Annotated in this window: 13 protein-coding genes; 9 read left to right on the top strand and 4 right to left on the bottom strand. The window is 64.8% G+C overall.

Annotated features, from left to right (window positions below):
• Positions 1–21 precede the first annotated feature (21 nt).
• Both LOC59_RS16140 and LOC59_RS16135 read left to right on the top strand, forming a co-directional pair.
• Positions 22–1344 (top strand): M1 family metallopeptidase, encoded by a 1323-nt coding sequence (locus LOC59_RS16140; RefSeq protein ID WP_229973074.1) that lies wholly within the window; start codon positions 22–24, stop codon positions 1342–1344.
• A gap of 52 nt (positions 1345–1396) precedes the next feature.
• Entirely contained in the window at positions 1397–1762 is a 366-nt protein-coding gene (locus tag LOC59_RS16135) for a VOC family protein (RefSeq protein WP_227896275.1), read from the top strand.
• Here the strand turns inward: LOC59_RS16135 and LOC59_RS16130 are convergent.
• The 3 genes from LOC59_RS16130 to aceA form a co-directional block, all read right to left on the bottom strand.
• Complete coding sequence (locus LOC59_RS16130; protein ID WP_229973072.1) at positions 1759–3204, bottom strand: amino acid permease; 1446 nt, start codon at positions 3202–3204, stop codon at positions 1759–1761. The genes LOC59_RS16135 and LOC59_RS16130 overlap by 4 nt on opposite strands.
• 188 nt (positions 3205–3392) lie before the next feature.
• Complete coding sequence (gene aceB / locus LOC59_RS16125) at positions 3393–5024, bottom strand: malate synthase A (RefSeq protein ID WP_227896273.1); 1632 nt, start codon at positions 5022–5024, stop codon at positions 3393–3395.
• A gap of 143 nt (positions 5025–5167) precedes the next feature.
• Positions 5168–6466 (bottom strand): isocitrate lyase, encoded by a 1299-nt coding sequence (gene aceA, locus LOC59_RS16120; protein ID WP_227916903.1) that lies wholly within the window; start codon positions 6464–6466, stop codon positions 5168–5170.
• 147 nt (positions 6467–6613) lie between these two features.
• Between aceA and LOC59_RS16115 the strand changes: the two genes are divergently transcribed.
• Entirely contained in the window at positions 6614–8110 is a 1497-nt protein-coding gene (locus tag LOC59_RS16115) for a helix-turn-helix transcriptional regulator (RefSeq protein ID WP_227896271.1), read from the top strand.
• A gap of 103 nt (positions 8111–8213) precedes the next feature.
• Here the strand turns inward: LOC59_RS16115 and map are convergent, their stop codons facing one another.
• Positions 8214–8990, bottom strand: a complete 777-nt coding sequence (gene map, locus LOC59_RS16110; RefSeq protein ID WP_229973070.1) for a type I methionyl aminopeptidase — start codon at positions 8988–8990, stop codon at positions 8214–8216.
• Between the two features lie 249 nt (positions 8991–9239).
• Between map and LOC59_RS16105 the strand changes: the two genes are divergently transcribed.
• The 6 genes from LOC59_RS16105 to LOC59_RS16080 all read left to right on the top strand — a co-directional run bounded on the left by LOC59_RS16105 (position 9240) and on the right by LOC59_RS16080 (position 14755).
• Complete coding sequence (locus LOC59_RS16105) at positions 9240–9623, top strand: DoxX family protein (RefSeq protein WP_227896269.1); 384 nt, start codon at positions 9240–9242, stop codon at positions 9621–9623.
• A 123-nt stretch (positions 9624–9746) separates the two neighbouring features.
• Positions 9747–10664, top strand: coding sequence for an RNA polymerase sigma-70 factor (locus LOC59_RS16100; protein ID WP_227916901.1), 918 nt, complete (start codon positions 9747–9749; stop codon positions 10662–10664).
• A gap of 72 nt (positions 10665–10736) precedes the next feature.
• Positions 10737–11624, top strand: a complete 888-nt coding sequence (locus LOC59_RS16095) for an Fpg/Nei family DNA glycosylase (RefSeq protein ID WP_227896267.1) — start codon at positions 10737–10739, stop codon at positions 11622–11624.
• Positions 11625–11743: 119 nt separating this feature from the next.
• On the top strand, positions 11744–12763 hold the full coding sequence (locus tag LOC59_RS16090; RefSeq protein WP_229973068.1) for a VOC family protein: 1020 nt from the start codon (positions 11744–11746) through the stop codon (positions 12761–12763).
• Between the two features lie 4 nt (positions 12764–12767).
• Positions 12768–13745 (top strand): fumarylacetoacetate hydrolase family protein, encoded by a 978-nt coding sequence (locus LOC59_RS16085; protein ID WP_229973066.1) that lies wholly within the window; start codon positions 12768–12770, stop codon positions 13743–13745.
• Positions 13742–14755: a cyclase family protein gene (locus tag LOC59_RS16080; protein WP_229973064.1), complete on the top strand. Its 1014-nt coding sequence runs from the start codon at positions 13742–13744 to the stop codon at positions 14753–14755. The genes LOC59_RS16085 and LOC59_RS16080 overlap by 4 nt, the downstream gene beginning before the upstream one ends.
• Positions 14756–14768: the final 13 nt, after the last annotated feature.

Below are 14768 nucleotides of genomic sequence, written 5' to 3'. Positions count from 1 at the left end.
CAGCTGGCAGGATCAGCGCCCATGCGCGCCGTCATTCCTGCCTCTTCCACCCCCGGCTCGGGTACCGGGCAGAACTACGTGCCCGGCCACGGGCATCCCCAGTACTCGGTCTCCCGCTATGAGCTGGAACTGGATTATGACGTCGACTCGAACCGCCTCGAGGCCATCGCCACGCTGCTCGCCGTCGCCGCCGAGCCACTCGCCGACGTCGTCCTGGACCTTGGCCCGCACCTCACGGTGATCAGGGCGGAGCTCTCAGGTGCTGCGGTTCCCTTCGTCCGCAGCAGCCATCACATGCGGATCCTGCTTCCCGGCGCCGTGTCCCGGGGCGCTGTGATGTCCCTGCGGATCACCTACGCCGGGCAGCCGCAGCCGCTGGACGGACCCTGGGGAACTATCGGATGGGAAGAGCTGGGCGACGGTGTGCTGGTCGCCGGCCAGCCTGCGGGCGCCCCCACATGGTTTCCCTGCAACGACCGCCCTGCGGACAAAGCCTCCTACCGGATCACGGTTACGGCCGATGCCGGCTACCGCGTGGTCGCCAACGGAGTCTGCCTTTCCCGGGTTCAGAACGGTGCACGCAGCACCTGGACCTTCGAACAGGCCGAACCAATGGCCTCCTACCTGGCCACCGTGCAGATCGGCCGCTATGAACAGGCTGCCATCGGCCGGCGGGAGGTCCTCGTTGCACCGGATTCACTCTTGCCGAAAGCCCGGAAAGCCCTGGCCGGACATGAGCGGATGATGGCAGCCTTCGAGCGGTGGTTTGGGCCCTACCCGTTCGCCGGCTACACCGTGGTGGTGACCGCTGACAAGCTCGAGATCCCGCTGGAAGCCCAGACCCTCACCGTCCTCGGGCGCAATCACCTGGGCAATAAGTCCAGGAGCCTGCTGGCGCACGAACTGGCACACCAGTGGTTCGGAAACTCAGTAACGGCCGGCGACTGGCAGGACATCTGGCTGCACGAAGGGTTTGCCACCTACGCCGAGTGGCTGTGGGCTGAGGAATCCGGCCAGCACACGGCGGACGAGGAGGCCCGCAAGGCCCGCCGCCGGCTGGCGGGATGCCCGCAGGACCTGCGCCTCGCCGATCCCGGTCCGGAAAGGATGTTCGACGACGTCGTCTACGTGCGGGGAGCGCTGGCACTGCATACGCTGCGGCGGGCCGGGCCCGACGCGGTGTTCTTCGGCCTCCTGCGCTCCTGGACGGATACCTTCCGGCACGGCAATGCCACGACGGCGGACTTCCTGGCGCTGGCAGGCCGGGCCTATGCGAATACCCGCACGGTGCCTGCCGCCCTGCTGGCACCGTGGCTGGCTGAAACTGCCCTGCCGCGGCCGTAGCGGATCAGCACACCCGTTTACCTCCGGGGAGAACCGTGGCATGATCCCCGGCATGGAGATCATCAGGCAGGTACTTGTTTTCGATGCCCCGGACCTTCACACAGAAAGTACCTTCTGGGCCTCCCTGCTGGGCGGAACGGTCGAGGCTGAAGATGACTGGCACACCATCCGGGTAGACGGCCAGGAAGTCCTCGGCGTTCAGCTCGCCCCGAACCATATCCCGCCGCAGTGGCCGGACGGACAGCCGCAACAGCTGCATCTGGACCTGATGATCGAGGACCTGGATGAAGCTCACGCCGAGGCGATGGCGCTGGGCGCGAGCTTGCTCCAGGTTTCCCCGGATCCGAAAGCCGCGCACGGCTTCCAGGTCTATGCCGATCCGGCCGGCCACCCGTTCTGCCTCTGCTGGGGAGACTAACCGGCCGGTGCCGGCGCCTTGGCAGCGACGTCGTTGTTCTCGCTGTACACACCCGTCTCATCTGCCAGCACGGCGCGTTCCCGGCCGGGACCGCGTACCCAAAGCCGGTAGGCCACAAAGAGCAATCCGATCCAGACCACGCCGACGATCAGGGCGACCCGGGTATCCGGCATGATCCCCAGCAGCGCCACAATGAAGACCATGAAGCCCAGGGCGGCGTAGGAAGCAACCGGCCAGAACGGGACGCCGAATTCTGATGCCGGCAGGCCCTGGCGCTTGATTTCCCGTTTCATCGCAATGTGGGAGAGCAGGATCATCAGCCACACCCATACGGTGGCAAAGGTCGCGATCGAAGCGATCAGCAGGAAGAGGGACTCGGGCAGCAGGGCATTAAGCACGACGCCGACAAGCAGGACTGCGGCCATCACGGCCACGGTCATCCAGGGAACGCCGTGCCGGGAGATGCGGGCGAAGCCCGCCGGTGCCTGGCCCTGCCGGGCGAGGGCGAACATCATCCGGCCGGCACCGAAGGTATCCGAGTTGATGGCCGAGATCGCCGCGGTGATCACCACCGCGTTGAGGATGTGTGCGGCGGCCGGAATGCCCAGGGCGTCGAAGATCTGTACAAAGGGGCTGGTCTCGCCGTCGATCTGCTCCCACGGGAAAATCATCATCAGCACGGAGAGCGCGCCAACGTAGAACAGCAGGATGCGGACCGGGACGGTGTTGATTGCGGCGGGAATGGCCTTCTTCGGGTTTTCGGCTTCTCCTGCGGTAATACCAATGGTCTCGATGCCGCCGAACGCGAACATCACCACGGCAAAGGACGCCAGCACGCCCCAGATCCCGTTGGCGAAGAAGCCGCCGGATCCCAGGAGGGTGTCCAGGCCGGGATTAGCCGCATCCGGCAGGCCGAAACCGAAGACGATGATCGCGGCGCCGCCGGCGATCATGGCGATGATTGCCGAGACCTTGACGATGGAAAGCCAGAACTCGGTCTCGCCGAAAACCTTGACCCGCATCAGGTTCAGTGCGGCGATCAGGAAGATGACGGCGAGGATCCAGATCCAGCGCGGAACCTCCGGAAACCAGAACCCCATGTAGATCCCAAAGGCCGTCACGTCCGCAATAGCGACGATCGCCATCTCAAACGCGAAGGTCCAGCCGGTGATGAACCCGGCGAACGGGCCCAGGTAACGGCTGGCGTAGTGCCCGAAGGAACCGGACACCGGGTGCCGCACGGCCATCTCGCCGAGTGCCCGCATGACCAGGAACACCGCCGCCCCGCCAATGATGTAGGCCAGGAGCACTGCGGGACCGGCAGCCTGGATGGCTGCGGCGGATCCGTAGAACAGGCCCGTGCCAATAGCGGAGCCAAGTGCCATGAAACGGATGTGCCGGACGTTCAGTCCGCGGGCCAGCGCTTGGCCAAAGGAAGACATGGAGAAACACCTTGAAGTGGGGGATTAGCCGCAGCGGCGGCCAATCAATGGTACGCCTCCCGGCGCCTGCGCTGCCGGGAAGCGGACTCGGCCGTGAGTGGTATCTGCCACAACGGCACGCTTTAAACGGCAAGCGGCGGGGCCGGACGCTTTCGCATCCAGCCCCGCCGCCAGCCGGAACTCAGGACTTAGGCAACCGCCGGCTCACGGGATTCGTGCAGGAACCGTGCGTAGGCCGGAACGGTCAGGAAGGTCGGGAAGTGTTCGCCGCAGGCGACTTCCTCGAAGATTTCCAGCGCATCTTCGAAGCGGTCACCGTCGAAGCGCTCCAGCTTGCCGAACTCTTCTTCCAGCAGCTCCTGGACCCAGTGCGGGGTCACGATGTCGCCCTCGTCCGTCACGGCGGAGGAATGGATCCACTGCCAGACCTGGGACCGGGAAATCTCGGCCGTGGCTGCGTCCTCCATGAGGTTGTTGATCGCAGCTGCGCCGTTGCCGCGCAGCCAGGACTCGATGTAGCGGATCCCCACCTCGATGTTGCTGCGGATACCGGCCTCGGTGATCACGCCCGGAGTCGCTGCGATGTTCAGCAGTTCCTTGTCGTTGGGGATGACGTCCTCCCGGGAGCGGTCCAGCTGGTTCGGACGCTCGCCGAGCACGCCGTCGAACACCTCCATGGCCACCGGTACCAGGTCCGGGTGCGCCACCCAGGAGCCGTCGAATCCGTCGGTCACTTCGCGGGTCTTGTCAGCGCGCACCCGCTCCATGGCGACGTCGTTCGCTGCCTTGTCCTTGCGGTTGGGAATGAAGGCAGCCATGCCGCCGATGGCGTGGGCGCCGCGGCGGTGGCAGGCACGGACCAGCTGCTCGGTGTAGGAGCGCATGAACGGAGCGGTCATGGTGACCATGCCGCGGTCCGGGAGGATGAAGCGCGGACCGCGCGTGCGGAAGTTCTTGATCACCGAGAAGATGTAGTCCCAGCGGCCGGCGTTCAGGCCTGCGGCGTGGTCGCGCAGCTCGTAGAGGATCTCTTCCATCTCGAACGCTGCGGTGATGGTTTCGATCAGCACGGTGGCGCGGATGGTGCCCTGCGGGATGCCGAGCAGGTCCTGGGCCAGGATGAAGATGTCGTTCCACAGGCGGGCCTCGAGGTGGTTCTCGATCTTCGGCAGGTAGAAGTACGGGCCGCGGCCTTCGGCGATCAGGCGGTGGGCGTTGTGGAAGAAGTAGAGGCCGAAGTCCACGATTCCGCCGGCGATCGGGGTGTTGTTCACCAGCATGTGCTTCTCGGGCAGGTGCCAGCCGCGGGGACGGACCACAATGGTGGGCAGTTCCGTCAGCCGAGCGCCGCTGACCTTGTACTCCTTGCCCTCGGGCGAGGTGAAGGACAGGCGGTAGTCCAGGGCATCGCGCAGGTTCAGCTGGCCGTTGATCACGTTGGACCACGACGGCGTGGAGGAGTCCTCCATGTCCGCGAGCCACACCTTGGCGCCGGAGTTCAGGGCGTTGATGGTCATCTTGCGGTCCACCGGACCGGTGATTTCCACGCGGCGGTCTTCCAGGCCGGGGGCCGTGGTGGCCACACGCCAGGAATCGTCTTCGCGGATGTGGCGGGTTTCGGGCAGGAACGCCGGGTCGGCGCCGTTGGAGATCTTCTGCCGGCGTGCCTGCCGCTGCTGCAGCAGTTCCTGGCGGCGGGTGTGGGTCGCCTGGTGCAGCGCCTTGACGAAGTCCAGGGCCTGCGGGGTGAGGATTTCCTCCTGCCGGCGGACCGGCGAAGCGGTGAGGGAAATACCGTTCAGGGTGATGGGATCGTTCATGGCGTGCTCCTTGGCATCTTTCAAAAGTTTGGGGTTCCTCCGCCCCTCCTCCCGCCGAAAGGGCAGTTACGGCTGTTTTCAGGGCTGAAACGAGCCGTAACTGGCCTCTCGGCGGAGAGGGAAGGGATGAGGGGTGACGCGGTTTAGTGGAACTGGGCGGTCTCGGTGGATCCGGCCAGGGCCAGGGTGCTGCCCTCAGGGTTGAGGGCGGTGGCGATGGCGTCGAAGTAGCCGGTGCCGACTTCGCGCTGGTGGCGGGTAGCGGTGTAGCCGCGGTCTTCGGAGCCGAATTCCTTCTCCTGCAGTTCCACGTAGGCGCTCATGCCGTTGCGGGCGTAGCCGTGGGCAAGATCGAACATGGAGTAGTTCAGGGCGTGGAAGCCGGCCAGGGTGATGAACTGGAACTTGAAGCCCATGGCACCGAGTTCGCGCTGGAACTTGGCGATGGTGTCGTCGTCCAGGTGCTTCTTCCAGTTGAAGGACGGGGAGCAGTTGTACGCCAGCATCTGGTCCGGGAATTCGGAGCGGACAGCTTCGGCGAACTTGCGGGCCATTTCCAGGTCCGGGGTGCCGGTCTCCATCCAGATGAGGTCGGAGTACGGTGCGTAGGCCTTGGCACGGGCGATGCAGGGCTCAATGCCGTTGCGGACCTTGTAGAAGCCTTCCGCGGTGCGCTCGCCAGTGATGAACTCCTGGTCCCGCTCGTCGACGTCGGACGTAATCAGCGTGGCTGCCTCGGCGTCGGTCCGGGCGATCACCACGCTGGGCGTGCCGGCGACGTCGGCTGCCAGGCGCGCAGCGTTCAGGGTGCGGATGTGCTGGCTGGTGGGGATCAGCACCTTGCCGCCGAGGTGGCCGCACTTCTTCTCCGAGGCGAGCTGGTCTTCCCAGTGAACGCCCGAGGCGCCGGCCTGGATCATGGACTTCATCAGCTCGTAGGCATTCAGCGGACCGCCGAAGCCGGCCTCGGCGTCAGCCACGATCGGCACCAGGTAGTCATCCACGGACTGGATGCCCTCGGCGAACTCGATCTGGTCTGCGCGGAGCAGGGCGTTGTTGATGCGGCGGACAACGGTCGGAACCGAGTTGGCCGGGTAGAGCGACTGGTCCGGGTAGGTGTGGCCGGAATTGTTCGCGTCGGCTGCAACCTGCCAGCCGGAGAGGTAGATGGCCTTCAGGCCGGCCTTGACCTGCTGCACGGCCTGGTTGCCGGTCAGGGCACCGAGTGCGTTGGTGTAGCCCTCGTCCCCGGCGTTGCGGAGCTGGTCCCACAGCTTCTCGGCGCCGCGGCGGGCCAGCGTGTGCTCTTCCTGGACGCGGCCACGGAGCTTGACGACGTCTTCGGCAGTGTAATCGCGCTCAATGCCTTCCCAGCGGGGATCGGTGGCCCAATCCTGGGCGAGCTGCTCTGCGGTGCGTGCTGTGCTCTGTTCCTGCGTCATGCCAAACATCTCCTCGGTTTGCGGTGCGAGCCGGTGGTGCGTGAATCCGGCATTTCCTTGCTGTGCAATCAACACTCGGGCAAAAACAACCCCCTTTCTAGAGGTCTTCTATGGAAAGAAACGCAGTTCTTCGCATATTGTGAATTTGTGACCAGTGCAACATGGAACCGGCCCCTTCCTGCCGGCAAAACGGACGACGACGGCGCCTCGGGCTCCTCGCTCGACGTGATCAGCCTGGGCCGCCGGGTGCGCCACCTGCGCAAGGCCAAGGGCATGACGCTCGATGACCTGGGGGCCGCCGTCGGGACTGTGGCTTCGCAGCTTTCCCTGCTCGAAAACGGCAAGCGCGAGCCGAAACTCGGGATGCTGCAGTCCCTGGCGAAAGCACTGGACGTGAGCATCGACCAGCTGCTGGGGTCCGAGCCGCCGAGCCGCCGGGCAGCCCTGGAAATCGAGTTGGAACGGGCCCAGCGCGGACCGCTGTACCAATCCCTGGGCCTGCCGAAAGTCCGCATTTCTTCGCGTTTGCCGCTTGACGTGCTCGAATCCCTGGTCGGGCTGCAGTCCGAACTCGAGCGCCGGCTCAACGAGCAGGTGGCAACGCCGGAGGAAGCCCGCCGCGCCAATGGTGAACTGCGGGTCATGATGCGCGAGCGGAACAACTACTTCCCGGAGTATGAGCAAGCCGCACAAAAGGTTTTGGACTCCGTGGGCCACACCAACGGTCCGCTGTCCCAGCACGTCATCGCGGACATTGCCGCCCATCTCGGCTTCAGCCTGCACCACGTTTCCGACCTGCCGCACTCCACGCGGTCCGTGACGGACCTCAAGAACAAGCGGATCTACCTGACCCAGTCCCAGCGCTCCGAACACGATCCGCGCTCGGTGCTGCTCCAGGCGCTCGGGCACTACGTGCTGGACCACCAGACGCCCAGCAGCTACGGGGAGTTCCTCAGCCAGCGGGTCGCCACGAACTACTTCGCTGCTGCCCTGCTGCTGCCGGAAAAGGCCACTGTGGAGTTCCTGCAGCGCGCCAAGACGGCCAAGGAAATCGCCGTCGAGGACATCCGTGACGCCTTCGCCGTTTCCTATGAGACCGCGGCGCACCGGTTCACCAACCTCGCCACCGAGCACCTGGGCATTCGCACGCACTTCCAGAAAGTGCATGAGAGCGGCATTGTCTATAAGGCCTATGAGAACGACGGTGTGACGTTCCCTTCCGACCACACCGGAGCTATCGAGGGCCAGCCGATTTGCCGCTACTGGACCTCACGCGAAGTTTTCTCGGTGCCGGATAAGTTCAGCGCCTACAACCAGTACACCGACACCCCGGCCGGCACCTTCTGGTGCACTGCGCGGACAGAACGAAGCTCCGGCGGCCTGTTCTCGCTGAGCATCGGCGTGCCGTACGCGCACGTGAAGTGGTTCCGCGGCCGGGACACCACCGAACGTTCCAAGTCCCGCTGCCCGGATCCAGACTGCTGCCGGACGCCGCCGGCGGAGCTGGCATCGGAATGGTCCGGCATGGCCTGGCCGAGCGCCCGGGCACACTCGCACCTCCTGGCCGCCCTGCCGCCGGGCGCGTTCCCCGGCGTGGACGAGACCGAGGTCTACAGCTTCCTGCAGGCGCACGCGGGGGACTGACCCGTCCTGCCGCCCGCCCCACCCACCGAGAGGCCAGTTACGGCTCGTTTCAGGCGCGAAAAGAGCCGTAACTGGCCTCTCGGCGGGAGGCGGGGGGCGGGGATTACGACGGCGTAGGCAGGGTGACGATCTCGGCGCCGTCGTCCGTGATGATGATGGTGTGCTCGCTGTGCGCACTGCGGGCACCCGTTGAGCTGCGCAGCGTCCAGCCGTCCGCGTCGAAGGTGAGCTGGTCCGTGTCGGCCATAACCCACGGTTCCAGGGCCAGCATCAGGCCGGGCGTGAGGACGTAGCCGCGCCCGGGGCGGCCGGTGTTGGGAATGTGCGGGTCCTGGTGCATGGTGGAGCCGATGCCGTGGCCGCCGAATTCGGTGTTCACCGGATAGCCGGCGTCGCTCAGTACCGTGCCGATCGCGTGTGAGAGGTCGCCGATGCGTGCTCCCGGGCGAGCTGCGGCAATTCCGGCTGCCAGCGCCTTTTCGGTGGCCCTGATCATTTCGATGCTGCCGGACGGTTTAATGTCTCCGACAAGAAAGCTGATCGCGGAGTCAGCCGCGATTCCGTCCTTGGAGACGGCAAGGTCCAGGCTGAGCAGGTCCCCGTCCTTCAGCTGGTAGTCGTGGGGCAGGCCGTGCAGCACGGCGTCGTTCACCCCGGTGCAGATGTAGTGCCCGAAGGGTCCGCGGCCGAAGGACGGCTCATAGTCGATGTAGCAGGACGTTGCACCCGCATCCCGAATCATGTCGCCCGTCCACTGATCGATGTCCAGCAGGTTCGTGCCGACGGTTGTCCGCTTCTTCATGGCCTGAAGGATGTCCGCCACGAGCCGGCCGGTGACCCGGGCCTTTGCCGCTTCCGCTGCGTTCAGGATTTCGATCATGTGGTGCCTTTCGGGGGCAGGAGAATTCGGCGTCTGTTCTGCATTCTGGCAGAACGTGTGAGGGTGAGGCATGCCCACGATGCCAGAAGTGCAGGGACTCTCCGACTTCCTGCGGTGAAAGCTGCTGCCCGAACGACGCGCCGCCCGCTCCCGTGGAGTGTTCCTGTGACATGCCCTGCGGGGAATGTCACAGGAACGGAGCCTGTGACGTCTTCCTTGATGTAGGTATTCCCCATCAAGGAGCTGATCATGAACCTCACACTGTGGATTGCCGCCGTGCTGCTTGCCGCCATCGCGCTCGCCGCCGGCCTAACCAAGCTGTTCGTGCCACAGGCCAGGCTTGCCGCGGCCAAGGGAGGGGGATGGACTGCCGATGTCAGCGTCGGATTCCTTCGGACCCTGGGCGTCCTTGAAATCCTGGCTGCAGCGGGTCTGATCCTGCCGGCAGTCACCGGCGTTGCACCCATTCTGGTGCCGGTGACTGCAGGCTGCTGGGTCCTGCTGATGATCGGGGCGATGATGACGCACGGCCGGCGCGGTGAGAGCGCGTTGGTGCTCCTCAACCTGGCGTATTTGGCTCTGGCGGCCTTCATCGCCTGGGGCCGGTTCGGGCCGGAATCGTTTACCGCCTGAGAAGAGTCCTGCGGTACTGCGGAGGTGCTCAAGTGCCTTGTCAGGTGCTGCCCCGGAGCGGAGGATGGTGGTCAATCAGCGGTGCCGCGGGCACGGGAGGCACCGTCACGGAAAGGGGTTTCGGTGGGCCGGACCGAAGAGTTCCTGGAGCTTCGGCCGCTGCTGTTTTCGATCGCCTACCGGATGCTGGGCAGCGTGAGCGAGGCCGAGGACGTGCTGCAGGATACCTGGCTGCGGTATGTGGCCTACCCCGGGGAACCCCGCTCGGCCAAGTCTTTCCTGTCTGCTGCGGTGACCCGGGGATCGATCGACGTACTGCGTTCGGCACGGGTCCGAAGGGAGGAATACGTCGGCGCATGGCTCCCGGAACCTCTGGTGGATGATCCGTATGAGGACCCCGAGCGGATGGCAGAACTGGCTGAATCGGTATCCCTGGCCGCCCTGCTGCTGCTGGAACGCCTCAGCCCGCTGGAACGGGCGGTCTTCGTCCTGAGGGAGGTCTTCGACGTCGACTACGCAGAGGTTGCGTCTGCCGTGGGGCGTTCGGAGACAGCCTGCCGCCAATTGGCGGTCAGGGCGAGGGACCATATGGCCGCCGGGAAGCCGCGTTTCGCGGCGGACCGGGCCGAGCAATCGGAACTGGCGTCCCGTTTCTTTGCTGCCCTTAGCGACGGGGACGTCGCCGGCCTGCAGGCGGTACTCGCCGCCGAAGTGTCGATGGTCGGCGACGGCGGCGGCAAGGCACCGCAGTTGGCCCGGCCGGTCATCGGTGCCGAAAACGTGGCCCGCCTGCTCGCCTCCGCCTTCCCCCGCCTGGTCCGGCTGGAGGTCACCATCGAACAGCACCGGATCAATGGACAACCCGGCGCGATCGTCCGGGACCGGAACGGCCTGGTGCTCAACACGATGGTGCTGGATATCCTCGACGGGCAGATCCAGGCCATCCGATCGGTCGTCAATCCGGACAAGCTGGGGCATCTGGGCCCGGTGGCGGATGCTTGGGCCCTCGACCGTGAATTCCGGCATCCGGGGGACAGCTGACCTGTCGGACTGCCTGGATCATCAGCCGGAGAGGAGCTGGTTCGGAAAATCGGTTTCGCCTAGGGTGTACCCATGCCCGAGATGCCCGAAGTGCAGGGACTCGCCGACTTCCTGCGGTCAAAGCTGCTGCCGGTGGACGCCCCGCCCGCAGTGGTGTCCGACGTCGAAGTGCTGTCCTTCTCTGTACTGAAGACCGCCGAGGTTCCGCTGGATGCCTTGAAGGACGGGCCGGTGACCGCCGTCGGCCGCCGCGGCAAGTTCCTCATCATCACTGCCGGCGGCGTTCACCTGGTGATTCATCTGGCCAAGGCGGGATGGCTGCGCTTCTCCGATGCGCTGAAGCCCGGCAGGCTGCGTCCGGGCAAGGGTGCCATGGCACTGCGCGTGCGGTTCGCCCCGCAGGATCCCGCCGGAGATGAACCCGGCTTCGATCTCACCGAGGCCGGCACCAAGAAGTCCCTGGCGGTCTATGTGGTCCGGGACGTGGAGGAAGTGCCAGGGATCGCGCGGCTGGGACCGGAAGCGTTCGACGTCGACCAGGAGACTTTTGCGGCCCTGGTCGCCGGCCACCGCGGGCAGATCAAGGGCCTGCTGCGGGACCAGTCGGTCATCGCGGGAGTCGGCAACGCCTACAGCGACGAGATCCTGCACGCCGCGCATCTCTCGCCGTTCGCCAACGCCTCGAAGCTGACTCCTGAGGAAGTCGAACGCCTGTACCAGGCCATGGGTGCCGTTTTGGAGTCGGCAATCGAGAACGCGTCCGGCCGCCCTGCCGCGGAGCTGAAGGACTCCAAACGCCGGGCCCTGCGGGTGCACGCCAGGACCGGGGAACTGTGTCCGGTGTGCGGGGATACCGTGCGTGAAGTGTCCTTCGCCGACTCGTCGCTGCAGTACTGCCCCACCTGCCAGACCGGCGGGAAACTCCTGGCCGACCGCCGGCTGTCCAAACTGCTGAAATAGGAGCCCCGGTTATCCGCTTGGCGGATACCTCACATAGTAAATAACGTCTTCCTCGAATATATGACGGCGATCACAGTTAGAGCTGAACCACTCAGCAACTAACGAATGGAAGAACGCCCGTGGAACGACTCCTCTCCCATCTGGCTCACCTGGAAATCACCAGCCCTGATGTCGAAGCTTCTGCCCGTTTCTACGTGGAAAAATTCGGCATGCGGCAGGTCGACTCGATCGACGGCGCGTCCTATCTGCGCTGCTGGGGCGACTACTACCGCTACAGCCTGGTGATACGTCCCGGTGCCGAACCGTCTCTGGCGAACATGGCCTGGCGCACTGCGTCCGCGGAAGCGCTCGAAGCTGCGGCTGCAAGCATCGAGGCAGCCGGCGTACAGGGTGAATGGGTCGCCGGAGGGCACGCCCATGGGAAGGCCTACCAGTTCACCGGTCCCTACGGGCATCGCATGAAGCTCTTCTACGAGGTGGAGAACTACACGGCAGACCCCGGCTTCGAATCCTCCTACCCGGACCGGCCTGAACGCCGCAGCAGTCATGCCGCCGCCCCCCGCTTCCTGGACCACGTGACCATCGCAGCCAGCGACGTGCGCGGTTTCGCCGACTGGTACAACCGCGCCCTGGGCTTCCGGATCATGGCATTTACCACTCTGGATGAAGCGCCGATCACTGTCTTTTCCGTACTGACCACCAACGAGAAGTCCCACGACCTGGGGGTCGTCATGGATACTTCGGACCGCGCCGGGCGGGTAAACCACATTGCCTTCTGGGTAGACACCCATGAGGATCTGCTGCGAACCGCCGACGTACTCATGGAGAACGGCACGCCGATGGAGTACGGTCCCTCCATTCACGGCATTGGGGAACAGAATTTCCTGTACTTCCGTGAACCCAGCGGCCTGCGTGTTGAGCTGAATTCCGGCGGATACCGCAACTACGTGCCGGATTGGGAGGCCAAGACCTGGAAGCCTTCCCTTGGGTCGAACAATTTCTACCGCAACGGATCAATGCCGCATTCCATGACAGAGTCCTTTCCGCTCGCGGACGGATTCACTGCGACGGAAGAAGGAGCGTCGGATGAAATGAAGAAGGCACTGCTGAACCCCTACGCCGAGCATGGACAAGGCTAGCCTCGTGGCCTACTCCCTCCTGACCTTTGAAGACCCGGATACAGGCACGGAACGGGCCGGGCTGGAATCAGCCGGCCTTATCCTTCCGCTGACGGCTGACAACTTGGACCTCCCCGGGGACGCGCCGGTGAGCGTGGAGAACATTATTGAGCACTGGGACAAGTCTGAAGCCCAGCTGGATCGGCTCGCGGCGTCCGCAGGGACAGGATCGCCAGGCTGGCGGGCCCGCTCCGAAATCACGCTGCGTGCCCCGCTGCACCCACGGCAGATCCTGCAGGCAGGCGCCAACTATCGCAAGCACGTCATCGATCTGGCCGTGGCGCACCGTGACGGCGAAGGCACGGACGAAGAAATCCGTGAACGGACCGCCGCGGTAATGGATAAGCGCGCGGCTGAGGGAACCCCGTATTTCTTCATCGGACTTCCCACGGCGATGGCCTCGGCCACCGATGACCTCATTCTGCCGGGCTACAGCCAGACTCACGACTGGGAACTGGAAGTAGCCGCGGTGATTGGCCAACGAGCCTTCCGCGTCACCCCGGAAGAAGCCCTTGACTACGTCTTCGGTTACACGATGGTCAATGACATCACCACCCGGGAACTCGTCTTCCGCAAGGACATGCCAGCGATTGGCAGCGACTGGTTCCGGTCCAAGAATGCTCCGGGTTTCCTGCCCACCGGGCCCGTGGTGCTGCCCGCGAAATTCGTTGAAGATCCTCAGGACCTGATGGTCACCCTGCGGCTCAACGGGGACATCATGCAGCAGGAATCGACCGCGGACATGATCTTCACCGTGGCGCAGCTCGTTTCCCATGCTTCCGCCCAGATGCCGCTGCTGCCCCGGGATCTCATCCTGACCGGAAGCCCATCAGGGAACGGTGCGCATTGGGGGCGGATGCTCCGCGACGGTGACGTGATGGAAGGCCAGATCACCGGACTCGGAACCCAGCTGATCCACTGCAGAGACGAGGTGGCACGATGACTCAACTCAGCGACCAGGCCGGTGAAGTGGCCATCCAGCGTGGGAACACACTCGCCAGCGTCGAAGCCATGGCTGCGGCGCATAACAACTGGGGACGCTGGGGGTCGGACGATGTCCTTGGAACGTTGAATTTCATCGACGAAGCCAAACGGGTTGAGGCAGCTCAGCTGGTCCGCAGCGGGCAGACGTTTTCCCTTTCCCAGCCGTTCAACACCGACGGCCCCCAAAAGGGCTGGCGGCGCCGAACCAACCCAGTGCACACCATGACCGATACCGGTACCGACGCGGAGTTTGGTGACCAGGGATTTCCGCATGGGATCGGAGGCGCGGATGATTTCATCGCGATGCCGCTGCAATGCTCGACCCAATGGGATGGACTTGGCCACATCTTCGACCGCGGCAACGCCTGGAACGGCCGCCGTGCCGGCCAGGTCGTGACCAGCGACGGCGACCAGATCACCGGTATCCAGACCGCGGCGGCGCGGATCGTCACACGCGGGGTGTTGCTCGACGTCGGACGGGCGCTTGGACCGGAACTGGGCAGCGACGAGGGCGAGCTGCCGGACGGATTCGCGATCACCGCCAAACACATCGAGGCAACGATCAAGAAGCAGGGTGCCAGCTCCGATATTCGCCGCGGCGACGTCGTAGTACTGCGCACCGGACAGTATGCCCGTACGCTGCGGCAAGGCTGGGGCGATTATGCCGGAGGATCTGCCCCCGGACTCTCCTTCTCGACTGCGCCCTGGCTCCACATGAGCGAAATAGCCGGAATCGCAACTGACACGTGGGGGTTCGAAGTCCGGCCGAATGAATTCGACGTCGCGTTCCAGCCGCTGCACCAGATTGCTATTCCAAACCTGGGTTTGTACCTGGGTGAAATGTGGAACCCCGAGGAACTTGCCGCATCCTGCGCCACAGACGGACAGTACGACTTTCTTCTGACTGCCGCGCCGCTGCCCATCACCGGTGCGGTCGGGTCACCGGTCAACCCCATTGCCGTGAAATAACCCGCCTGACTGA

Origin of the sequence: Arthrobacter sp. zg-Y916, from assembly GCF_020907385.1 — a bacterium.
Taxonomy (GTDB): domain Bacteria; phylum Actinomycetota; class Actinomycetes; order Actinomycetales; family Micrococcaceae; genus Arthrobacter_B; species Arthrobacter_B caoxuetaonis.
Note: the sequence above shows the minus strand (reverse complement) of the source record. Positions and strands in the feature narration are given on the sequence as shown.